General features: G+C 74.3%; 20 protein-coding genes. 12 read left to right on the top strand and 8 right to left on the bottom strand.

What is annotated here, in order from left to right; genetic code table 11:
* The first annotated feature begins 60 nt into the window (after positions 1-60).
* Both ABT299_RS15175 and ABT299_RS15170 read left to right on the top strand, forming a co-directional pair.
* Positions 61-2136, top strand: a complete 2076-nt coding sequence (locus ABT299_RS15175; protein ID WP_500251120.1) for a SpoIIE family protein phosphatase — start codon at positions 61-63, stop codon at positions 2134-2136.
* Between the two features lie 53 nt (positions 2137-2189).
* Positions 2190-2696, top strand: a complete 507-nt coding sequence (locus tag ABT299_RS15170; RefSeq protein ID WP_190860418.1) for a DUF6328 family protein — start codon at positions 2190-2192, stop codon at positions 2694-2696.
* Positions 2697-2751: 55 nt separating this feature from the next.
* Here the strand turns inward: ABT299_RS15170 and proS are convergent, their stop codons facing one another.
* Entirely contained in the window at positions 2752-4200 is a 1449-nt protein-coding gene (gene proS, locus ABT299_RS15165; protein WP_387027585.1) for a proline--tRNA ligase, read from the bottom strand.
* 58 nt (positions 4201-4258) lie between these two features.
* Here proS and ABT299_RS15160 point away from each other — a divergent pair, with 58 nt between their 5' ends.
* Entirely contained in the window at positions 4259-5956 is a 1698-nt protein-coding gene (locus tag ABT299_RS15160) for a proline--tRNA ligase (RefSeq protein ID WP_190860414.1), read from the top strand.
* Positions 5957-6084: 128 nt separating this feature from the next.
* Positions 6085-7728, top strand: a complete 1644-nt coding sequence (locus ABT299_RS15155; protein WP_190860412.1) for an ATP-binding cassette domain-containing protein — start codon at positions 6085-6087, stop codon at positions 7726-7728.
* Between the two features lie 42 nt (positions 7729-7770).
* Here ABT299_RS15155 and ABT299_RS15150 read toward each other — a convergent pair whose 3' ends face one another.
* Both ABT299_RS15150 and ABT299_RS15145 read right to left on the bottom strand, forming a co-directional pair.
* Positions 7771-8733 (bottom strand): CU044_5270 family protein, encoded by a 963-nt coding sequence (locus ABT299_RS15150; protein ID WP_500251119.1) that lies wholly within the window; start codon positions 8731-8733, stop codon positions 7771-7773.
* Positions 8730-9275, bottom strand: a complete 546-nt coding sequence (locus ABT299_RS15145; RefSeq protein WP_206700097.1) for a sigma-70 family RNA polymerase sigma factor — start codon at positions 9273-9275, stop codon at positions 8730-8732. Before ABT299_RS15145 ends, ABT299_RS15150 begins: the two co-directional genes overlap by 4 nt.
* 139 nt (positions 9276-9414) lie before the next feature.
* Between ABT299_RS15145 and ABT299_RS15140 the strand changes: the two genes are divergently transcribed.
* Genes ABT299_RS15140 through ABT299_RS15115 form a run of 6 tightly spaced genes read left to right on the top strand, consistent with a single transcriptional unit; the run spans position 9415 to position 14544 of the window.
* Positions 9415-10380 carry an NAD-dependent epimerase/dehydratase family protein gene (locus ABT299_RS15140; RefSeq protein ID WP_347256852.1) on the top strand — a complete coding sequence of 322 codons (966 nt, stop codon included), beginning with the start codon at positions 9415-9417 and terminating at the stop codon, positions 10378-10380.
* On the top strand, positions 10377-11540 hold the full coding sequence (locus ABT299_RS15135) for a glycosyltransferase family 4 protein (protein WP_387027578.1): 1164 nt from the start codon (positions 10377-10379) through the stop codon (positions 11538-11540). Before ABT299_RS15140 ends, ABT299_RS15135 begins: the two co-directional genes overlap by 4 nt.
* A 13-nt stretch (positions 11541-11553) precedes the next feature.
* On the top strand, positions 11554-12291 hold the full coding sequence (locus ABT299_RS15130; RefSeq protein WP_190860404.1) for a hypothetical protein: 738 nt from the start codon (positions 11554-11556) through the stop codon (positions 12289-12291).
* Positions 12288-12644 (top strand): hypothetical protein, encoded by a 357-nt coding sequence (locus tag ABT299_RS15125; protein ID WP_190860402.1) that lies wholly within the window; start codon positions 12288-12290, stop codon positions 12642-12644. The genes ABT299_RS15130 and ABT299_RS15125 overlap by 4 nt, the downstream gene beginning before the upstream one ends.
* On the top strand, positions 12644-13768 hold the full coding sequence (locus ABT299_RS15120; protein WP_500251118.1) for a glycosyltransferase family 4 protein: 1125 nt from the start codon (positions 12644-12646) through the stop codon (positions 13766-13768). Before ABT299_RS15125 ends, ABT299_RS15120 begins: the two co-directional genes overlap by 1 nt.
* Positions 13765-14544, top strand: a complete 780-nt coding sequence (locus ABT299_RS15115) for a hypothetical protein (protein ID WP_500251117.1) — start codon at positions 13765-13767, stop codon at positions 14542-14544. Before ABT299_RS15120 ends, ABT299_RS15115 begins: the two co-directional genes overlap by 4 nt.
* Here the strand turns inward: ABT299_RS15115 and ABT299_RS15110 are convergent.
* The 4 genes from ABT299_RS15110 to ABT299_RS15095 form a co-directional block, all read right to left on the bottom strand.
* Positions 14525-15820 carry a serine hydrolase domain-containing protein gene (locus tag ABT299_RS15110; RefSeq protein WP_387027573.1) on the bottom strand — a complete coding sequence of 432 codons (1296 nt, stop codon included), beginning with the start codon at positions 15818-15820 and terminating at the stop codon, positions 14525-14527. The two genes, ABT299_RS15115 and ABT299_RS15110, sit on opposite strands and share 20 nt — an antisense overlap.
* A gap of 94 nt (positions 15821-15914) precedes the next feature.
* Positions 15915-16457, bottom strand: coding sequence for a YceI family protein (locus ABT299_RS15105; protein WP_500251116.1), 543 nt, complete (start codon positions 16455-16457; stop codon positions 15915-15917).
* 42 nt (positions 16458-16499) lie between these two features.
* The gene (locus ABT299_RS15100; protein WP_387027571.1) at positions 16500-17306 is read right to left on the bottom strand and encodes a VanW family protein; all 807 of its coding nucleotides are present in this window, start codon (positions 17304-17306) and stop codon (positions 16500-16502) included.
* A 320-nt stretch (positions 17307-17626) separates the two neighbouring features.
* Positions 17627-17848: a DUF6158 family protein gene (locus ABT299_RS15095; protein ID WP_190860390.1), complete on the bottom strand. Its 222-nt coding sequence runs from the start codon at positions 17846-17848 to the stop codon at positions 17627-17629.
* Between the two features lie 107 nt (positions 17849-17955).
* On the opposite strand from ABT299_RS15095, the gene ABT299_RS15090 reads away from it, so the two are divergent.
* On the top strand, positions 17956-18399 hold the full coding sequence (locus ABT299_RS15090) for a 2,4'-dihydroxyacetophenone dioxygenase family protein (protein WP_190860388.1): 444 nt from the start codon (positions 17956-17958) through the stop codon (positions 18397-18399).
* The gene (locus ABT299_RS15085; RefSeq protein WP_500251115.1) at positions 18396-19565 is read left to right on the top strand and encodes a cytochrome P450; all 1170 of its coding nucleotides are present in this window, start codon (positions 18396-18398) and stop codon (positions 19563-19565) included. The genes ABT299_RS15090 and ABT299_RS15085 overlap by 4 nt, the downstream gene beginning before the upstream one ends.
* Positions 19566-19679: 114 nt before the next feature.
* On the opposite strand, the gene ABT299_RS15080 is transcribed toward ABT299_RS15085, so the two are convergent.
* Entirely contained in the window at positions 19680-21245 is a 1566-nt protein-coding gene (locus tag ABT299_RS15080; RefSeq protein WP_500251114.1) for a bifunctional phosphatase PAP2/diacylglycerol kinase family protein, read from the bottom strand.
* Between the last annotated feature and the right edge of the window lie 36 nt (positions 21246-21281).

Below are 21281 nucleotides of genomic sequence, written 5' to 3'. Positions count from 1 at the left end.
TGAGCGGAGCGCGAAGCCGATCCTGTTTCGACCTTGCCTCGGGGCACAGAGGGAGACCTGTTGCACGATCAGCCCGATCAGCTCGAACCCGAGTCCCTGGTGCGGGAGATCTCGGATCTCGAGGGGCGCATCGGTGAGCTGCGCCAGGCCGCCGGCATGCCCGAGGCGGACCTGCGGGCCACCCTGGACGCGGCGCTGGTGGAGCTCGAGCTGGCGGTGACGGCGCTGCGCACCCTGGGCGCCGACCAGGGCACCGAGCAGGGCGGGTCGAACGCGGCCGAGAACGAGCGGCGGGTGCTGCGGACGGTCTTCCAGGACGCGCCCGTGCCGCTGTTCCTGCTCGACCGCAACACCAGCGTCCGGCGGGTGAACCGCCAGGCCGCGGAGCTGCTGGGCACCTCGTCCGGTTACGTCTCCGGCAAGCAGTTCACCGCGTTCTGCGATCTGGCGACCCGCGCGGCGGTCCGCTCGCAGCTGGCCGCGGTGGTGCGGACGGGACGGCGGCGGCGGGTGCCGGTGCGGTTCCTCGGCCGGGAGCGCCCGGTCGACGCGGTCATCACGCTGGCCCGGGTGTGGATCCGCGGGGAGCCGGACCCGATGGTGGTCGTCGCGGCGGGCGCCGCGCGCCCCCCGGCGGACGCCTCGGGCGACGGTACCGGGACCGCGGCCGCGGGCACCGCGGGACGCGGCGCGCCGGCCAAGCGGGACGGCGGGAAGCGGCCGGCGCGGCGCCCGGAGGCGGACGCGGCCGCGCCGCGGGTGCCGGAGCCGGCGTCGCCGCCGCAGGCGCGCGCGCCGCAGCCGCAGGCCCGCATCGACGACGAGGCCGTGGCCACGATCGTGCACCGGATGGACGTGCTGGCCACCGCGAGCGAGCTGCTGCTGGACGAGCCGGTCTTCAACGAGACGGTCGCGGTCCGGCGGTGCGCCCGGCTGCTGGCCGCCGAGCTGGCCGACTGGGCGTTCATCGACCTGACCGGCCCGAACACCGGCCCGTCCGGGCTGGGCGGCGGCGCGGCCGGATCGGCGCCCGTCCTGCACCGCCAGGTCGTGATGGGGCCGGACGACGAGTACTCCGTCGAGGCGGCGCGGACGCTGCAGGAGCTGCACCCGGCCGCCGGAACGCTCCCGCACGACGTGTTCGTCACCCGGCAGAGCGCCCTGCGCCCGCACCTGGACGGCCTGGACGAGCTCGGCAAGGCCGCCGACGGCGTCCCGATCTGCGCGAAGATCGGCGCGACGTCGCTGCTGAGCGTGCCGGTGGAGGACGGCGACCGGTGCCTCGGCGCGATCACGCTCGCGTCCGGCGGCGAGTACGGGCCGTTCGACCTGATGGACCTCGGCGTCGTGCAGCGGCTCGGCCGCTACCTGGCGCTGGTCATCCGCGCGGCGCGGCTCTACCGCCGCAGCGCGGAGGTCGCCGACTCGCTCCAGGCGAGCCTGCTGCCGCGGGCGCTGCCCGCCATCCCGGGCGCGACGGTCGCGGCGCGCTACCTGACGGCGACGCACGGCGCGGACGTCGGCGGCGACTTCTACGACGTGTTCCGCGTCGGGGACGGCTGGGGGCTGGTCCTCGGCGACGTGTGCGGCAAGGGCGAGGACGCGGCGGCGGTGACCGCGACGGCGCGGCACTGCGTGCGGCTCGGGGCGCGGTGGAAGTCGACTCCGGGCGAGATCCTCGGCATCGCGAACGAGGCGCTGCTGGACGAGGACCGGTTCGTCACCGCGATCATGGCGGGGCTGGAGATCACCGCGGAACGGGTCACGGTGTCGCTGGGCACCGCCGGCCACCCGCCGGCGATCGTGGTCCGCGCGGACGGGGTGATCAGGTCGGCGTCGCGGGGCGGCGTGCCGCTCGGCCTGTTCGAGGACTTCGAGGCCGGCTCGGACACCATCGACCTCCACGCCGGCGACACGCTGATCCTGCACTCGGACGGGGTGCTGGAGGCGTGCGACCACGCGCGCCAGGAGTTCGGCCAGGAGCGGCTGCTGGAGGCGCTGGCGGGCCAGGCGGGCGGCACTCCGGAGGAGATGCTCGGCGCGGTGGAGCAGGCGCTGCTGGAGTTCTGCGACGGCGACCTGCGCGACGACGTGTCGATGGTGGCGCTCCGCGTGGAGTCCCCCACGCTCGCCTGACGCCCCGGCGCGAAACCGGCACTGACGGGCGTTTTGCCGGGTAAAGGGATCTCATGAGCGTCGACCCCTCGTCCAAGCCGCGCAACGAGACCGAGCACGAGCGGCTCGACCGGCAGCTGATGGAGCTGCTCCAGGGCTTCCGGGTGGCCACCACGGGCGTGCAGGTGCTATTCGCGTTCCTGCTGACCGTCCCGTTCTCCAAGGGATTCGTGCAGGTCGACGACACCGGGAAGGCGCTGTTCTACGTGGCGCTGTTCGGTGCGGCGCTCGCCTCGATCTGCTTCATCGCGCCGGTGTTCCAGCACCGGATCCTGTTCCAGCTCAACAAGAAGCCGCTGCTGATCCGGCGGGCGAACCGGTTCGGCATCCTCGGCGCGTTCGCGCTCGCGGTCTCGATCACCGCGTCCACCACGCTGATCGTGCAGACGCTCGCGGCGGAGGGGGCGGCGATCGCCGCGGCGGTGGTCGTCCTGGCGCTGTGCGGGTGGGCGTGGTTCGTCCAGCCGTACCTGACCCGGCTGTCGGCGGGCGGCCGCGCGGAGCGGGAGGAGAGCTCCTGACCGCGCGGCACCCGCCGCCTCGCCGACGCACGAGCGCCGGCCCGGAATCGCCGGCTCAGTACGCCTTGCCGAAGATCACGCGCTTGCCGTAGGCGGACGGCCGCCCGCACTTGACGCACACACCGGTCTCCTCCGGCGCCTCGGCGGGGATGACCCGCGGGGTCGCGGCGGTCTCGGCCTTGATCTCGTCCTCGCAGGCGGTGGCGCCGCAGTGGAACGCGCGGGCCCAGCCGCCGGCGACCTGCGCGGTGAACGCGTCCCAGGTGTCCACGGCGGCGGTGTGCTCCTCGCGGAACGCCTCGGCCCGGGCCAGCAGGAACGACTGGAACTCGGCGAGCATCCCGGGCAGCACCTCGGGCACCTTCTCCAGCGGGATCTGCTCCTTGCCCTGCCCCTCGGCGGTCGGGAGCCGCCGGACGACGGTCGCGACGCCGCCCTCGATGTCGCGCTTGCCGAGCTCGATGCGGATCGGGACGCCGCGCATCTCCCACTCGTTGAACTTGAACCCAGGCGACAGCTGCGGCCGGTTGTCGTCGACGTGCACGCGGATGCCCATCGACTTGATCGCGGCGCCGAGCCGGCGGGCCTCCGCGGCGGCCTGCTCGCCCTGCTCCTTGCGCCCGATCGGGACGATGACGACCTGGTAGGGGGCGAGGCGAGGCGGCAGCACGAGGCCCTTGTCGTCCCCGTGCGTCATGATCATGCCGCCGATCATGCGGGTGCTCATGCCCCAGGACGTGGTGTGCGCCAGCGTCAGCTTGCCCGCCTCGTCCTGGTACTGGATCTCGAAGGCCTTGGCGAAGTTCGTGCCGAGGTAGTGCGACGTGCCGGCCTGCAGGGCCCGGCCGTCCCGCATCATGCCCTCGATGGTGTACGTGCGGACGGCGCCGGCGAACCGCTCGCCGGGCGTCTTCTCGCCCGCGATCACCGGCATCGCCGCGAGCTCGCGCGCGACGCTCGCGTAGGCGTCCAGCGCCCACATCGTCTCGCGCATCGCGTCGCCCTCGTCGATGTGGGCGGTGTGCCCCTCCTGCCAGAGGAACTCGGTGGTGCGCAGGAACATCCGCGGCCGCATCTCCCAGCGGACCACGTTCGCCCACTGGTTCAGCAGCAGCGGCAGGTCGCGGTGCGAGTCGATCCACTTGGCCATGTACTCGCCGATGACGGTCTCGGAGGTCGGCCGCATGACCAGCGGCTCCTCCAGGTCCTTGCCGCCGGCGTGCGTCACGACGGCGAGCTCCGGGGAGAAGCCCTCGACGTGCTCGGCCTCGCGCTTGAAGTAGGACTCCGGGATCAGCATCGGGAAGCACGCGTTGTCGTGCCCCGCGTCCTTGATGCGCCGGTCCAGGTCCGCCTGGAGCAGCTCCCACACCCGGTAACCGTACGGGCGGATGACCATCGTGCCGCGAACCGGACCGCGGTCGACGAGCTGGGCCTGCACGACCAGCTCGTTGTACCAGGCGGAGAAATCCTCGCTCTGCGGCGTCACACCTTCTCGACTCACAGCGAACAAGGGTACTGACCGGCGGCGGGGGCTCGGGCCGCTTCGCTACCCTCGCGAGATGCGCTGGTCCCAGATGTTCGCGCCGACGCTCCGCGACGACCCCGCCGAGGCGGACGCGCCGAGCCACCGGCTGCTCCTGCGCGCGGGCTACGTCCGGCAGCTCACGGCCGGGCACTACAGCCTGCTGCCGCTCGCCGTCCGCGTCCGCGCGAAGATCATCGAGATCGTCCGGCAGGAGATGGACGCGATCGGCGCGCAGGAGATGCTGCTGCCCGCGCTGCACCCGGCGGAGCCGTGGCGGCGTTCGGGCCGGTGGGAGCTGATGGGGCAGGAGATGTTCCGGCTCAAGGACCGGCGCGGCGCCGACCACGCGCTCGGCATGACCCACGAGGAGATCTTCGCGACGGTCGCGCGCGAGCTGAACTCCTACAAGCAGCTGCCGCAGCAGTGGTACCAGTTCCAGACCAAGTTCCGGGACGAGCCGCGCCCCAAGGGCGGCCTCATGCGGACGCGCGAGTTCACCATGAAGGACGCCTACAGCTTCGACGTGGACCGCGCCGGGCTGGACGTCTCGTTCGACGCCTACCACGGCGCCTACACGCGGATCTTCGCGCGGCTGGACCTGCCGGCGCTGGCGTGCGAGGCGTCCAGCGGGACCATGGGCGGGGCCGGCTCGACGGAGTTCATGTGCCCCGCCGACGTCGGCGAGGACCTGGTCGTCCACTCCCCCGCCTGCGGGTACGCGGCGAACATCGAGCGCGCCACCTCCGCGCTGCCCGCCGCGTCCGACGACCCCGGGCCGCCCGCGCCGGAGCGCTTCGACACGCCCGGCGTCCGCACCATCGACGATCTGACCGCCTACGGCGCGCCCGGCGACCGGCAGATCAAGACGCTCGTGTACGTCCTGGACGGCACGCTCACGCTCGTCCTCCTGCGCGGCGACCACGCGCTCAACGAGCAGAAGCTCGTGGACGCGACCGGCGCCGCGCGGATCCGCCCGGCGGAACCGGAGGAGATCCGGTCGGCGCTCGGCGCGCTCCCCGGCAGCCTCGGCGCGGTCGGCGTCGCGCTCCCGGTGATCGCGGACGAGGCGCTGCGCGGCCGCCGGTCGATGTTCACCGGCGCGAACACCGACGACGTGCACCTGCGCGGCGTCGACGTCGCCCGGGACATCGCCGTCGGGTCCTGGGCGGACCTGCGCGAGGTCGCCGCCGGCGAGCCGTGCCCGCGCTGCGGGGAGCCGCTGGAGATCGTCCGGGCGATCGAGATCGGGCACATCTTCAAGCTCGGCGACCGGTACGCCCGCGCGCTCGGCGTCGAGGTCCTCGACCCGGACGGCAAGCGGGTGCCGGTCGTGATGGGCAGCTACGGCATCGGCGTCGAGCGGGCGATGGCCGCGATCGTGGAGACCCACCACGACGAGCGCGGCATCGTCTGGCCGGTGGCGGTGGCGCCGTTCGAGGCCGCCGTGGTGATCGCGCAGTCCGACGACGCGGACGTGGCGGACGCCGCCGAGCGGATCTACGGCGCCCTCCGGGACGCCGGGGTCGACGTGGTGATCGACGACCGGGCCGAGCGCGCGGGGGTGAAGTTCCGCGACGTCGAGCTGACCGGGATCCCGTACCGGATCACGGTGGGCCGCCGCGGGCTCGCCGAGGGCGTGGCGGAGGTGACCGCCCGGGCCACCGGCGAGACCAAGAAGGTCCCGCTGGACACGGCCGCCGCGCACGTCCGGGCACTCCTGGCGCCCGTCTGAGGCGGCCGCTCTCCGGCGCACCCGGACGCCCGCGATCGCCGCCGAGCCGGCGGTGCCGGAAAACGGTTTGACGGGGTCGCGGCGCCTTCCGGAGACTCGGCGGGGGTTCTCAACGACGAGGGGTCACCGTGGGTCACGTGGAGGTCGGGCACGTCAGCCATGCGCTGCCCGATGGGCGGGTGCTGCTGGACGACGTGTCGTTCCGGGTCGGCGACGGCGTCACGGCGGCGCTGGTCGGGCCGAACGGGGCCGGGAAGACGACGCTGCTCCGGCTGGTCGCCGGGGACCTGGCGCCGCAGGACGGGACGGTCGCGCACAGCGGCGGGCTCGGCGTGATGCGGCAGTTCATCGGCAACGTGCGGGACGAGTCGTCCGTGCACGACCTGCTGCTGTCGGTGGCGCCGCCGCGGGTCCGCGAGGCGGCCGCGGCGGTGGAGGCCGCCGAGCTGGCGATGATGGAGCGCGACGACGAGCCGACGCAGCTGAGGTACGCGAACGCGCTGGCCGGCTGGGGCGACGCGGGCGGCTACGAGATCGAGGTGCTGTGGGACGCGTGCTGCGTGGCGGCCCTCGGCGTCCCCTACGACGCGTGCCGGTGGCGGGAGACGCGGACGCTGTCGGGCGGCGAGCAGAAGCGGCTCGCACTGGAGGCGCTGCTGCGGGGCCCCGACGAGGTGCTGCTGCTGGACGAGCCGGACAACTACCTGGACGTGCCGGGCAAGCAGTGGCTGGAGGAGCGGCTCCGGGAGACGGCCAAGACCGTGCTGGTGGTCTCGCACGACCGCGAGCTGCTCGACCGCTGCGCCGACCGGATCGTGACCGTCGAGGCGGGCCGGGTGTGGATCCACGGCGGCCGGTTCTCGACGTACGCGGCGGCCCGCCGGGACCGCAACGAGCGGCTGGAGGAGCTGCGGCGGCGGTGGGACGAGGAGCACGCGAAGCTCAAGGAGCTCGTCAACACCCTGAAGACCAAGGCGACGGTCAATGACGGTTTCGCGTCGCGGTACCGGGCGGCGCAGACCCGGCTGCGCAAGTTCGAGGAGGCGGGGCCGCCGGAGACGCCGCCGCGCGACCAGAGCCTGAAGATGCGGCTGCGCGGGGGCCGGACCGGGAAGCGGGCGGTGATCTGCGAGGACCTGGAGCTGACCGGGTTGATGCGGCCGTTCGGCGCGGAGGTCTGGTTCGGCGAGCGGGTCGCGGTGCTCGGCTCGAACGGGTCGGGGAAGTCGCATTTCCTGCGCCTGCTCGCCGCGGTGGCGGAGGTGCTGCCGCGGGGCGCGGTGCCGGTGCGGCCGGTGGCGCACACCGGGGTCGCCCGTCTCGGCGCGCGGGTGGTGCCGGGGCTGTTCGCGCAGACGCACGCGCGCCCTGACCTGGCGGGGCGGACGCCGTGCGAGATCGTCATGACCGAGCACGCCCGGCTGCGCAACGACGCGATGAACGCGCTCGCGCGCTACGAGCTGCAGTTCTGCGCCGAGCAGCCGTTCGAGACGCTGTCGGGCGGGCAGCAGGCGCGGTTGCAGATCCTGCTGCTGGAGCTGGGCGGCGCGACGCTGCTGCTGCTGGACGAGCCGACCGACAACCTCGACCTGGCCAGTGCCGAGGCGCTCCAGGAGGGTCTGGAGTCGTACGAGGGGACCGTCCTCGCGGTGACGCACGACCGTTGGTTCGCCCGTTCCTTCGACCGTTTCCTGGTGTTCGGCGCGGACGGGTCGGTCTACGAGGCCCCTGAGCCGGTCTGGGACGAGGCGAGGGTCGCCCGGCCGCGCTGATCGGACGCGCGGCCGGACGGCCCTCGTTTCCCCTCCGGATGGTCAGGGACGCCGGCCGGGGCGGTCCACGACGCCCGCGGCCAGGCGGACGGAGTAGCTCTCGACGGCGCCCTTCAGGAAGCGCCCGCCGTCCGGCATGGTGTGGTCCTTGACGACGGTGGTGCGGTGGCCCCGGTAGGCGTAGGTGGACGGGTCCAGGAGGATCTCGTCCTTCGCCCAGCCCTCGATGACGAACGAGACCGACACCGCCTTGTGCCCGGCCCCGTCCTCGGCGGTGCGGTCCACGGTGACGCCGGGGACCTTCGCCATCGCGCGGTACGCGGCGGCGGTCTGCGCGGGCGGCAGCGCGCCGTTGTTCAGCAGCAGCGACCCGAGCAGCTGGAACGCGCCCTCGTTCCGGCCGCCCGGCGCACCGGACCTGCGGGCCCAGGCCAGCATCCCGTCCGGGTCGGCGGGCAGCTTGGCGACGGTGGCGTGGTCAATCGGCGGCATCCCGCCGCCCGTAGCGGAGGTGACGAGCCTGCCGTGGTCGTACATCGCCATGCGCTTGCCGTCGGCCCGGATCCATGTCCGGTCGACCTGCGTCTTCAGCGGCGAGCCCGGCGCGATCGCCTGGCCGCGGCCGGGGACGCCGCTGCGCCGGTAGCGGGTCTCGGTGTAGACCCACTGGCCGGGACGGGGCGCCGTGTACGGCTGCTTCAGCGCGAACGTCGCGGCGACGTTCAGCACCTGCTGCGTCTCGGTCGCCGCCGCGGGCGCCGGGTGGTGCGGCCTGCCGTCGCTCGTGGCGACGACGGCACCGGCGATGAGCGCTCCGGCGACGCCGCCGGCGGCGACGAGGCGGAACGTCGTCCGGCGGGACGGGCCGGTGCGGCGGGCGGCGGACGCCGTGATCCGCTCGTAGGCGGCGCGTCCGGCCGGGTCGTGGGCGGCGCCGTCGAACGCGCCGGGCGGGCAGGGGTCGGCCGGGGCCATGACGCGGCGGACTTCGTGGAGGTCGTTCATGCCTGGGTGCTCCTTTGCAGCGGTGCGGCGGGTGCCGGGCGGTCTGCGGCGTCGATGTCGGCGAGGGCGGCGGTCAGGCGGCGGCGGGCGCGGTGCAGGCGCACGGAGAACGTCTTGACCGAGCAGCCCACGGCGGTCGCCGCGTCCCGCGCGTCGAGGCCCTCCCAGCCGACGAGCCGGAGGATCTCGCGGTCGCGGGCGGACAGGCGGCCGAGCGCGGCCGCTATGCGGCCGCCTTCGGCCAGACCGGTCGCCATGTCGGCGGCGGGGGCGCGCGGGCCGTCGCCGCGCAGCCGGTCCCACAGCCGGAGGCGCCGGCGGCGGCTCCGCATCTCGTTGGCGAGGACGTTGCGGGCGACGTTCAGCAGCCACGGGAACGGGCGGTCGGGCGGGATGTCGCCGCGCCGCCGCCAGGCGACCAGGAACGTTTCCGCGGCGATGTCCCGGGCCGTCTCGTGGTCGATCCGACGCGCCGCGTACCTGAGCACGTCGTCGTAGTGCGCGTCCCACAACCGGGTGAATCCCCCGTCTGGATCCGGCACGCCGGCTCCCTTCTCTCGGGTCGGTGTCGCTCGGAGATGTCCGGCAGGGCCGTTCCGCCTACACCCTGTTCGATCTTCGCTGGTCAGTGCACTCCGGTGGATCTGTCCAAGAACGCGGTGAGATGGATAGGGTGCCCGCGTGCGGGTGGTGGTGACGGGAGCGGCGGGATTCATCGGGGGGCATGTGGCCGGCGCCCTGTCGGGCGCGGGGCACGAGGTCCTCGCCGTCGACGCGCCCGGGCGGTCGCCGACGCCGGAGCCGGCGCGGCGCGCCTGGGCCGGGGTGGCGGCGCTGCCGGGCGTCACGGCGCTGGAGCGGGACCTGGCGGTGGACGACCTCGACGCGGTCGCCGCCGCCGACGTCGTGGTCCATCTCGCGGGGCGGCCGGGCGTGCGCAGCTCGTGGGGCGGCGGGCGCGCGGCGGCGGAGCGCGACAACGTGCTGGCGACGGCGCGGCTGCTGGAGGCGTGCGCGCGGCGCCCGGCGCGGCTGCGCCCGCGGGTGGTGGTCGCGTCGAGCTCGTCGGTGTACGGGTCGGCGGGGCACCGGCCGAACCGGGAGGACGACCCGCTCGACCCGGCGAGCCCCTACGCGGCCAGCAAGGTGGAGGTCGAGCGGCTCGCGGGGCTCGCCGCGGAGAACGGCCTGCGCACCGTGGTGCTCCGGTACTTCTCGGTCTACGGCCCCCGGCAGCGGCCCGACATGGCGTTCCACCGGTTCGTGGAGGCGGCGCTGGACGGGCGCCCGCTGCCGGTCTTCGGGGACGGGCGGACGTCGCGGTCGTTCACGCACGTGCGGGACGTGGTCGCGGCGACGCTGGCGGCGGCCGCCGAGGACCTGCCGCCGGGCGTCGCCCTCAACATCGGCCATCCCGAGCCGGTGGCGGTGCGGGCGGCGATCGCGCTGCTGACCGGGGTGCTCGGCGTGCGGCCCGAGATCCGGCGGGAGGCGCCGGTGGCCGGTGACGCGGCGCTGACCTGGGCGGACTGCGGGCTGGCCGGGCGGCTGCTCGGCTGGTCGGCCACCACCTCGCTCGCGGACGGCCTGGCGGACCAGATCGCCTGGCACCGGTCGCTGCGCGCGCAGGAGGTGGCGGTCGGATGAGGCACCGGGCGGCGTATCTCGCGTTCGACCGCTTCCCGTCGGGCAAGGGGTCGGCCGTGCACATCGCGCAGATGGCCGACGAGCTGTTCGAGCGGTTCGGCGGCGGGCTGCTGGGCGTGCTCGGCGGCGGCGGGCTGCCCGGCTACCAGCGGGAGGGCGCGCGGGAGATCGTCAGGTTCGAGGAGCAGATTCCCAACCTCATCGACCGCGCGGAGGCGTACTCGGCGTGGGCGGCGGCGCTGCTGAAGGAGCACGCGGGGTCGCTGGAGGTCGTCCACGTCCGGGATCCGTGGAGCGCGCTGCCCGCGCTGACCGCCGGCGGCCGGCGCTACCGGGTCGTCTTCGAGGTGAACGGGCTGCCGTCCATCGAGATGGGCCACACCTGGCCATGGGCCTCGCCCGCGACGCTCGGCAAGATCCGCGAGCTTGAGCGGTTCTGCCTGGACCGCTGCGACGCGGTCGTGGTGCCGTCGCGGGTGATCGGCGAGGCCGTCCGGAGGCTCGGGGCGGCGGAGGAGAAGGTCCACCTCGTGCCGAACGGCGCCGACCTCCCCGGCGAGACGGCGCGTCCCGCCGGCGCGCCCGGCCGGTACGTCGTCTACGTCGGGGCGCTCCAGCCGTGGCAGGGCATCGACGTGCTGCTCCGCGCGTTCGCGCGGCTGGGCGACCTCACGGACCTGCGGCTGGTGATCTGCTCGTCCGTCCCGGAGCGGCGCGCGAAGCCGGTACGGCGGCTGGCGGAGCGGCTCGGCGTCGCCGACCGCCTGGACTGGCGGTTCGCGCTGCCGCACCCCGAGGTCGCCGCGTGGCTGGCGCACGCCGAGGTGTCGGTGGCGCCGCTGACGGGTTGCGCCCGCAACCTCGACCAGGGCTGCGCGCCGCTGAAGGTGATCGAGTCGATGGCGGCGGGCGTCCCGGTCGTCGCCTCGGACCTGCCGGCGGTCCGCGAGCTCATGGCGGACGGGGAGCACGGGCGGCTCGTCCCGGCGGACCGTCCGGCGGAGCTGGCGCGGGCCGTCCGGATCCTGCTGGAGTACCCCGGCGAGGCCGCCGCGATGGGCGCGCGGGCGCGCGCGCACGTCGCCGGCGGCCTGACCTGGACGCGGTCCCGCGCCCGGCTGGCCGAGGTCTACCGTACGATCGCGCCGTCAGACCGATAGGTGGGGTGTCGTCATGTTCTGGCGCAAGCAACGCGCGGCCATCGAGGGGTTCCACCCGCTGCACCGGACGCTGGTGCTGGAGAAGGGGTTCTCGGTGTCGCTGCCGCGCGACCAGTGGGAGCCGGTGATCCGGAGCCTCGCCGGCCATGAGGCGGCCGTGAAGCGGCGCAAGTGGCGGGTCACCCCCCGGACGTCGCGGGTGCTGGTGCCGATGCTGCGCGTCCTCGCGGCGGACATGCCGCCCGAGGGCCTGCTGTCGGTGGCGCTGGACATGCGGGGCGCGGACGTCCCCGAGAAGCGCGGCCCCGAGCGGCCGGTGCAGGTGTCCCGGCCGATCCTGTCGATGAAGGAGTGGTTCGTCGTCGACCCGTGGCTGCGGATGCGCGCCGAGCTGCGGGACGGCAGCGTCGTGGAGCTGGCGGTGACCGACCGGGTCCGGCACCGCAAGTACAAGAAGCGGAACCCGCGCGGCAAGGTCAAGTACAAGCACAAGACGAAGACGGTGCAGATGGTCAGCGTGACGCGCCGGCTGGGCAAGGGCGCCGCCCCGCGGCCGCCCGGCACGCCGCCGCCGAGGTGGATCCAGGTGCGGGTCAAGGACGGCAACCGGTTCATGATCCGCGCGAACGCCAAGCTGCTCGGGCCGCTGAAGGACGACGAGCTGCGCGAGCGGATCCTGCACGTGTCGACGGAGCCGTTCCGCTGGACGCCCGCCGGCGCGGCCGGCGCGGCCGGAAGGAGCGCGCGGTGACGCCCTGCACCGTGACCACCGGGTTCTTCCTGCTCGGACGCTGCGGGCGCCCGGCCGTGGCCGCGTGCCCTGGGTGCGGGCGCGCGGTCTGCGCTGAGCACGCCGTGCAGGGCGGGTACTGCCCGGCCTGCGCCGCGCAGGCGGGCGGCGAGCCCGACCCGTACGACCCGTCCTACGCGAGCGGTTACCGGCGCCGCTACTACGAGAGCAGTTCGCAGACGTACTACGACAACCAGTGGTACTCGTCGTTCGACTCCTATGACCGCGGCGCGTTCAACCCCGGCGACGACTACTCGTACGGGGCGGGCGACTTCGGGCCGGACGACGGTGACGGCGGGTTCGTGGACAGCTGATGACCCGTGTCCTCTGGGTGACAGAGCACTATCCGCCAAGCCAGGGCGGGATGGCCAACTCGTGCGACCGGATCGTCCGGGGGCTGCGCGGCGCCGGCGTCGAGGTGGACGTCGCGCACCTGACGCGGCGCGAGCGGCCCTGGGCGGTGACGCGCGAGCACGGCGGCCGGCTGCTGGCCGCCCCGCTCGGCGACGACCCCGAGCACGCGCTGCGGCGGCTGTGGACGACGCTGACCGCCGAGCGGCTCACCGGCGCGTACACGCACGTCGTCGCGTTCGGCGGCACGTACTCGATGCTCGCCGCGCCCGTCCTCGCCCGGCTGGTGGACGCGCCGCTGATCACCCTGCTGCGCGGCAACGACATCGACGTCGGCGTGTTCTCGATGCGGCGGCGCGGCGTCCTGGCGGACGCCCTGCGCGCCTCCGCGCGGGTCTGCGTGGTGGCGCGCGACCACATGCCGCTGGTGACGGCGCTGGCCCCGGACGCGGCCGTGACGTTCGTGGCGAACAGCGTCGACACCGCGCAGTGGCGCGTCCTGCCGTCGGAGCGGGAGCGGGGGCGCGCCTGGCGGGCGGAGAACGTCGAGCCGGAGCGCCGCACCATCGGCGTCATCGGGCAGCTGAAGAACAAGAAGGGCGTCGGGTTCTTCCTGGACGCGCTCGTCGCCTCCGGCCATGCCGGCCGGTTCCACCTGGTGCTCGTCGGCGAGGTCGAGGAGACCGTGACGGCGTGGCTCGCCGAGCGCAAGGACACCGTGCCGCACTCGTTCCTGCCGTTCCTCGAACGCTACGACCTGCCCGCCGTGTACGCGAGCTGCGACCTCGCGGCGCTGCCGTCGTTCTACGACGGGATGCCGAACGTGGCGCTGGAGGCGGCGGCGCTCGGGGTGCCGCTGATCTGCTCGGACGCAGGCGGTCTCGCGGACGTGGCGGACGACGCGATCGGCTTCGTGTTCCCCGCGGGCGACGCGCACGCCTGCCGCGAGGCGATCGACCGGGCGGCCCGCGCGAGCGACGAGGAGCTGGCGGCGCTGGGCGCGGCGGGCGCCGAGCGGATCGCCCGCGACTTCACCCCCGCCGCCGAGACCGCCGGGTACCTCGCGGTCCTCGGCGAGGTGCGTTGATCGCCTGCTACGCGGCCGGCGGCGGGCTCGGGCACCTCACCCGGCTCCGCGCCTTCCTGCACACGCTGGCGGTGGACGACGACGTCGTGGTCCTGTCGGACTCGCCGTTCGCCGCCGACCCGCGCGTCTCGTCCGGCTGGACGGTGCGTCCCGCGTCCACCCGCCTGGCCGCGCTCGCACCGGACGAGCTGGTCGTCGACGCCTTCCCGGCCGGCCTCAAGGGCGAGCTGGCCCGGCCGCCGGCCGGGATCCGGGTCACGCACCTGGCGCGCCTGCTGCGCTGGGACGCCTACCTGCCGCTCCTGCCCGCCGACCCGCCCCGCTTCGACCGGACGTTCGTCCTCGAACCCCTCGACCCGGCCCACGAGGCCCACCTCCGCGCGGTGTCCGCCGAGATCGCGCCGCTCGCGCTGACGGACCCGCCGGCCGGGACGCTCGACGTCCGCGGCTGGCTGGTCGTCCACAGCGGCCCCGACGCCGAGACGCTCGAACTCCTCGCCTACGCGCGGGACATGGCGGCCATGGAGGGCGCGGACCCTCCGCTGACGCTCGTCTCGCCGCACCGCCCGGACGGCCTGCCCGCCGGGGTCGTCCACCTGGACGCCTACCCCGCGGGCCCGCCCGGGCCCGGCGTCGAGCGGATCGTCACCGCCGCCGGGTTCAACGCCGTCCGGCAGTACGCGCCCTGGCGGGACCGGCACCGGGTGCTGCCGTTCCCGCGCACCCTCGACGACCAGTTCGCCCGCGCCGCCCGCGTCAGAAGTACTTCGAGGTGAGGTCGCCGGTCGGCCAGGTCTTCACCGCGTTCGCGGCCTTGTGCAGCGCCGGGTCGATGTCGCCGTAGCTCGGCGCGCTGCCCTCCTGCCGCTGGTCGAACAGCACCGCCCAGGCGAGGCCGTCGTTGCGGCGGACGAGCAGCGTGCTCGTCCCGGCGAGGCTGCCGTCGTGCCAGGTGTTCATGCCGGTGCCGCCGGTGACGGGCCGGACCATCCAGCCGCAGCCGTAGTACCAGCCGTTGCTGTTGATCCCGGTCTCCGGCTTGGTGAACGCCCGCTTGATCGACGCGGCGGTCAGCACGCTCGTGCCGCCGTCGTAGATGCCGGCGAACCGGGTCAGGTCCATCGCGGTGGCGAGCCAGCCGCCGTGCGCGTCCATGTTCTCCAGGTTGAAGGCGCCGTAGGGGGTGGACACCTTCTTGCCGCTGTTGTCGAACACGGTCGGGCCCGTGTAGCCGGAGTAGTAGTGGGGCTCGCCGCTCGCCTGGGTGAGCGTGTGGCCCAGCTTCATCCGCTTGATGCCGCGCGGCGTCAGGACGGCCTTCTGCACGTACGACGCGTAGCTCAGCCCGGTGACCTTCTCGATGATGCGGCCGAGCAGCATGAAGCCGTAGTTGGAGTAGGCGTACTTCGTGCCCGGCGCATGGTCGAGCTTGTGCGCCGACACGTACTTCATGATGTTCGCCTGCTTCACCGGCAGCGCGATGCCGAGCGCCTTGGCGATCGCCGCGTCCTGGAACATCGGGTCGGGCGAGATGTCGCGGTCCCAGCCGCCGAGGTGCTGCAACAGCCGCAGGACGGTGACGTCCTTCAGCCGCGGGTCGGCGGCGGTCGACAGCCCGAGCAGCGTCGCGGCGCGGTCGGTGAGCTTCAGCTTCCCGTCCTGGACGAGCCGCAGCACCGCCGTCGCGGTCACCGGCTTGCTCAGGCTCGCGACGCGGAACGGCGACGTCGGCTGCGTGGTGAAGCCGGTGCTGGAACTCCACGTGTACCCGCGCGACAGCACCAGCTTGCCCTTGCGGACGACCGCGAGCTGCCCCGAGGGGACGTTGCGGGCCTGCATGAAGCTCTTCATCGTCGCGTCGAAGCTCCCGAGGCCGGCGAGCGCCGTCCCGGTCACCCGCCACGACCGCGTCGCGGCGGCCTGCGCGGCGGCGGCCCGCGCCGTGCGCGGCGAATCGTCGGACGAGCAGCCCGTCAGCAGCGCCGGCACCGCCGCGCCGAGACCGGCCAGCCCGGCCGCCTTGCCGAAGTCCCGCCTGGTTACCGGCGCCATGCATTCCCCCCGTAGAGACCCGCTGCCTGGAATGTACGGCTTCGGACACTAATGGGGGCCGATCTTCGCCGAGACCGGTCGGCGGCGGCGTTGATCAGTTGTTGACCGGGAGGCGGAGGTCGAACTCGACCTCGACCTCGTCGGCGAGGCGGAGCGCGCCGAAGAACGCCGAGAACGGCTTGATCCCCCAGCGGGTCTGCTGCACCGTCGCCCCGCCGCGCAGCCGGTCCCCGTCGAACTCGGCGCGGACCCGGACGGGCTTCGTCCGGCCCATGATGGTCAGGTCGCCCTCGACCTCCCCGGCCTCGGTGCGGACCGCGGTCGCGGTGAAGGTGATCTCCGGGTGGTGGCGGGCCTCCAGCACCTTGCGAAGGTTGTCGCCGATGTCCAGCCGGTCCTTCTCCGACAGCGGCTTCACGCCGCCGGTGCCCTCCCGGACCTCCAGGCCGTCCACCACGACGACCACCTTCCCGGACGACTCCGACAGCGGCTCGCGGACCGTCGCCTCCGCCGTCCAGTTGGTCGCCTCGATGGTCAGGTCGTGGCCGGCGCGCCGGCCGAGGCCGCTGCGGCTCGTCCGGAGCAGCAGCCGCCCGTCACCGGGGCCCAGCTCGTAGGTTCCCTCTCGAACGGTCATGCCCTCACACTGCCATGCGGCCCCGCGCGCCCCGCCGAGGGGCTACAGACAGGTCACCTCGGGTTGCGGACGGTACTCGGTGTGGAACTTCTCCCGGCGGACCTCGCGGCCGGCGGAGAGCAGCGTCCGCCACACGTCGATGCTGAAGCCCTTCCGGCCGGCCATCGGGACGCACCGGCGCCCGCGCCCCACGCCCGTCCCGTACGGCGAGAACCCGTACCGCTTCGACGTCTTCGACCGGACCTCGTACCGGCGGTGCCCCCACAGGCTCACCGTCAGCGAGTCCCCCGTGTAGCCGACCTGGATGCGCACCGGCGCGCCCGTGTCGTTCCGCCAGGTGAAGTCGAGATCCGGATAGGCCACCGCCGCCTCGCGCCCCTCCGGGTACTCCGGCATCCACATGGTGTGCGCGCGCGCCTTCCGGATGTCCAGGCCCGCACGGAACACCGCGTTGAACAGCGTCGTGGACACCTGGCAGATGCCGCCGCCCACGTCCTTCACCAGCCGCGACCCCATGATCGCGGGCGCCGGGACGTACCCGCGGCCCCGTGTCCGCGGCCCCACGACCCGGTTGAAGGAGAACGTCGCGCCCGGGCGCACCACCCTCCCGTCCAGCAGCCGCGCGGCCAGCTCGATGTTGCGGACGCGCGGCTGCCCCGGCTGGAACCGCGTCGTGTAGGACGCCATCGGCGCCCCTGACCGCGAGGCCGCGTCGGGCCGCGCGGAATCGCCGGGAGCCGCCCCCTCGGCGACCGACGCGCCCGACTTGCGCGGAGCCCACAGGTACACGCCGAGCAGCAGCCCCGTGGCGGCCAGCGCGCCGACCGCGAACGGCCACCAGCGCCGCACGCACTCCCCGAGGCCCGGCTCGCTCCCCGACGCCCGTCCGTAACGCCCCCGCCGGGTCCGTACCAACGATCACACCCCCCGAGGATCCCGGGCGATCTCGCCCGTCAGGATCCTGGCACCGCACCCTCCTCCCCTCTCCCGGCCGACACCCCCGCCTTTGCCGGAACAACACGAACACGAGCCCCGAAGTCGAAGCTGCGCGGTGCGCGGGAGTTCAGGCGCGGTGCGCGGGAGCCGGGCGCGGTGCGCCGGGCATGCCGACCGCCCGGCCGGTGGCGCGGAACCGGCCGGGCGACGGCGTCTGTGATGGGGGTGCCCCGTCAGCGGGCGCGGGCGCCCTCGCGCAGGCGTTGCGGGTCGATCTCGCGGCCCGGGCGCCTTCGCAGGTACTCGGCCTCCAGCTGGGCCATCCGCTGGGTGTGCTCGCCGTAGGCCTGGTCGGCGGCGTGCCGGAGCGCGTCCATCCGGGTCTCGTAGAGATGCCCCAGCTCACGGAGCAGGTCGTCGTCGGTGAGATCGGCGGGGCTGACTCCCATCGCCATGTGCGGTACCTCCTCCAGCGGTTCGCGGGCGTCCGTCTCCTACCCGGTCGGACGACCATGAACCGCGGGTCTTGCGCGTCCGGTGTCACCTACCTAGCGTTTGCTTTATGACTGAGACGAGCGGTCCCCTGGTCGGCCACGTCCACTCCGGCGACATCCCCTGGGTCACGATCGGCCCGGTCGGCCTCCAGGTCCTGAGGGTCTCCCCCGACACCTGGGTGGTGCGCAACCGCTTCGAGGCGGGCTTCCAGCTGCCCACCCACAAGCACACCGGCGGCGTCCACGCCTACACGTTCTCCGGACGGTGGCGCTACAAGGAGTACGGCATCGACTACCACGCCGGGACGTTCATCTACGAGCCGCCCGGCTCCGTCCACACGCTCACCATCGAGGAGGACAGCGACATCCTGTTCATCCTCGAAGGCGCCTTCATCGAGTACGACGCCGAGGGCAACATCACCGGCGTCACCGACGGCGAGTCGACGCTCAACGCCTACTACGCCATGTGCGACGACGCCGGGATAGCGAGACCGCAGGGCATCCTGTCGTGATCCCGGACGGCTTTCCGGACGGGTTCTACGCGCACGGGCATCCGTACGGGCTGTACGAGGCCGTACGGGCGGAGGGCGGCCTCGTCCGGCATCCATCGCTGCCGCTGTGGGTGGCGGGGTCCCACGCGGCGGTGCACGCGGTGGCGAGCGACCCGGCGGCGTACCGGTCGGGCGACGGCATCCTGATCGACGAGATCGGCGTCCCCTTCGACACGCCGCCGACGATCATGCACACCGACCCGCCCGAGCACGGCCGGTACCGGGGGCTGGTCGCGCCCGCGTTCCGGCCCTCGGCGATGCGGCGGCTGGAGGGCGCGGTCCGGGAGCGGATCCGGGCGCTGCTGGAGCCGGTGGAGGCGGGCCGCCCGTTCGACGTGGTCGCGGAGCTGGCCGTCCCGCTGCCGCTCCAGGTGATCTGCCTGCTGCTCGGCATCCCGGAGGACGACTGGCCGCGCTTCTTCCGCTGGTCGGAGTCGATCATCCCGGGGGCGGCGCCGGAGCTGTCGGACGAGGAGCGTGCCGCGCTGCGGATGGAGGCCGGCGTCTACCTGGTCGAGGTCTCCAACGAGCGGCGGGCCGCGCCGCGCGACGACGTGATCTCGCAGCTCGCCCAGGCCGAGGTGGACGGCGACCGGCTCACCGACATCGAGATGGTGATGTTCCTGATCCAGCTGCTCGTCGCCGGGAACGAGACGACCCGGCACGCGATCTCGGGCGGGCTGCTGGCGTTCGCGGAGAACCCGGACCAGTGGGAGGCGATGAAGCGGCCGGAGGCGATGCCGACCGCCATTGAGGAGATCTTGCGCTGGACATCCCCGGTCGTCTACTTCCTCCGGACCGCGACACGCCCGGCCGTCCTGGCGGGCGGGAAGCTGGAGGCAGGCGACCACATCATGCTCCTGTACGGGTCAGCGAACCGCGATCCGGAGGCGTTCGGGTCCGATGCCGACCGTTTCGACGTCACTAGGCGCCCCGACGTGCCGGGACTGGCGTTCGGGTACGGCCCGCACTTCTGCCTCGGCGCGGCGCTCGCGCGGATGGAGATGCGGCTCGTCCTCGAAGAGCTCCGGTCCCGGTACGGAACCGTCACGGTCACCGGCGAACCGGTCTACAACGGCTCGCCGGTGGTCGTCGGGCTCCGCGGCCTCCCGCTCGCGTTCGCCTGAGGACCGGCTCCCGGCGGCCGGACCCGCTTCTCGCGGCCGGCCGCCGGGAGCCGGTCGCGCGGCGCCCGGCCGCGGTTACAGCCGCCTGAACCTTCGCCGAACTCCCGGCACCCGTCAGGCTTCCGGCCGGAAGACCGCGAGCGCCTTCGCGTGCTTGCCGAACCGGATCCCCGGGGGCATCGGCGACACCTCGCCGTCCCGGGCCAGCCGGAGTTCGTCACACTCCGTGAGCACCTCCAGCCCGCCGGCGTGCCACCCCCGGAAACCGGGCACCACGTGCAGGTGCCCGGCGAGGACCGCGGCGACCGCCCGGATGCGGGGCATCCGCCGCCCGGACGAGACCATCCGGATGTCGAGGCGCCCGTCGTCGAGCCGCTCCCGCCACGTGGGCGCCGCGCCGTGCGAGCCGAACACGCCGTTCCCGACGAACGCCAGCCAGACGTGCCGCCGGTGCCCGTCCACGACGGCCTCGACGGGCTCGGAGTGCCGCAGCGTCCGGACGGCGGCGATCGCCAGCGCGGGCCACTTGCCGAGCCGCTTCTCCAGCCGCTCGCGCCGGTCGACCAGCTCGGTGTAGGCGCCGAAGCTCGCCGTGTTCAGGAACAGCCGCTCGCCGCCCCGGCGGGAGCCGGTCCCGGCGGGCGCGGCGTAGGCGACGTCCACGCGGCCGATCCGCCCCGCCCGGTACGCGGCGATCGCCTGCGCGGGCGACTCGACGCCGAGCGCGCGGGCGAAGTGGTCGAGCGTCCCGCCCGGCACGACCAGCAGCGGGACGTCGTGGTCGAGCGCGGCGCGCGCGGCCGCGTTGACGGTGCCGTCGCCGCCGACGACCGCGAGCACGTCGGCCCGCGCGGCGGCCTCCGCGCACGCCTTCTCGAGGTCCTGGCCGGGCTCCAGCATGACGATCTCCGCCGCCGGGAGCTCGCGCTCCAGCAGGCCGGACGCCATCTCCGCGCTGCCCGGCAGGATCCCGCGGGTGGCCTCGCCGCCGCCGCCCGAGCCGGTGTTGACGACCGCGACGACGCCGCGCCCGTCATCGGTGACCTGGACGTCCTCGCCCTCGGCCCCGGTTACGCGGGCCACCGGAGGGCGCGCCGGCCACACCAGGCGCGTGCCGAACCCGGCCAGCGCGCCGATGCCGAGGCCGGCGAGCACGTCGCCGGGGTAGTGCGCGCCCGTGTAGACGCGGGCGAACGCGACGGCGGCGGCGGTCGCCGCGACCGGCGCCGCCACCGCGGCCGGGGCCTCCAGCGCCACCCCGGCCGCGAACGCGGCGGCGGACGCCGAGTGCCCGGACGGGAAGGCGTGCGAGGTCGGCAGCTTCCATCGGATCCGGATCGGCGGCACCAGGTCCACGACCGGGCGCGCCCGGCGGAACGCCTGCTTGCCCAGGATGTTGACCATCGGGCTCGCCACCCCGATCGCGATCGAGCCGCGCAGCGCGGCGCGCCGCAGCCGGGGCCGCCGGGTGAGCCCGAGCGCCGCCGCCGTGGTGAACCACAGCACGCCGTGGTCGGCCGTCCTCGACAGCCGGGGCAGGACGTACTCCAGGCCGGGCAGCCGGGCCGCGGCGACCCGGTCGAACGCCCACCGGTCGGCGCGTCCCAGCCGGCCGAGCAGCGCCCGGTAGGGGGCGCGGGCGGGGCGGGCGGACGGGGGGCGCCCGGGCGAGCGCAGCACGGGGAGTGATCGAGAATGGTTGGACCGCATCCCCGG

Origin of the sequence: Spirillospora sp. NPDC000708 (genome assembly GCF_040299565.1) — a bacterium.
GTDB lineage: Bacteria > Actinomycetota > Actinomycetes > Streptosporangiales > Streptosporangiaceae > Spirillospora.
Note: the sequence above shows the minus strand (reverse complement) of the source record. Positions and strands in the feature narration are given on the sequence as shown.

Excerpts from the sequence above, each read along its gene's own strand:
- ABT299_RS15170 (WP_190860418.1), top strand. The coding sequence starts at position 2,190 with ATGAGCGTCGACCCCTCGTCCAAGCCGCGCAACGAGACCGAGCACGAG.
- ABT299_RS15160 (WP_190860414.1), top strand. The coding sequence starts at position 4,259 with ATGCGCTGGTCCCAGATGTTCGCGCCGACGCTCCGCGACGACCCCGCC.
- ABT299_RS15150 (WP_500251119.1), bottom strand. The coding sequence starts at position 8,733 with ATGAACGACCTCCACGAAGTCCGCCGCGTCATGGCCCCGGCCGACCCC.
- ABT299_RS15135 (WP_387027578.1), top strand. The coding sequence starts at position 10,377 with ATGAGGCACCGGGCGGCGTATCTCGCGTTCGACCGCTTCCCGTCGGGC.
- ABT299_RS15130 (WP_190860404.1), top strand. The coding sequence starts at position 11,554 with ATGTTCTGGCGCAAGCAACGCGCGGCCATCGAGGGGTTCCACCCGCTG.
- ABT299_RS15120 (WP_500251118.1), top strand. The coding sequence starts at position 12,644 with ATGACCCGTGTCCTCTGGGTGACAGAGCACTATCCGCCAAGCCAGGGC.
- ABT299_RS15110 (WP_387027573.1), bottom strand. The coding sequence starts at position 15,820 with ATGGCGCCGGTAACCAGGCGGGACTTCGGCAAGGCGGCCGGGCTGGCC.
- ABT299_RS15105 (WP_500251116.1), bottom strand. The coding sequence starts at position 16,457 with ATGACCGTTCGAGAGGGAACCTACGAGCTGGGCCCCGGTGACGGGCGG.
- ABT299_RS15095 (WP_190860390.1), bottom strand. The coding sequence starts at position 17,848 with ATGGCGATGGGAGTCAGCCCCGCCGATCTCACCGACGACGACCTGCTC.
- ABT299_RS15090 (WP_190860388.1), top strand. The coding sequence starts at position 17,956 with ATGACTGAGACGAGCGGTCCCCTGGTCGGCCACGTCCACTCCGGCGAC.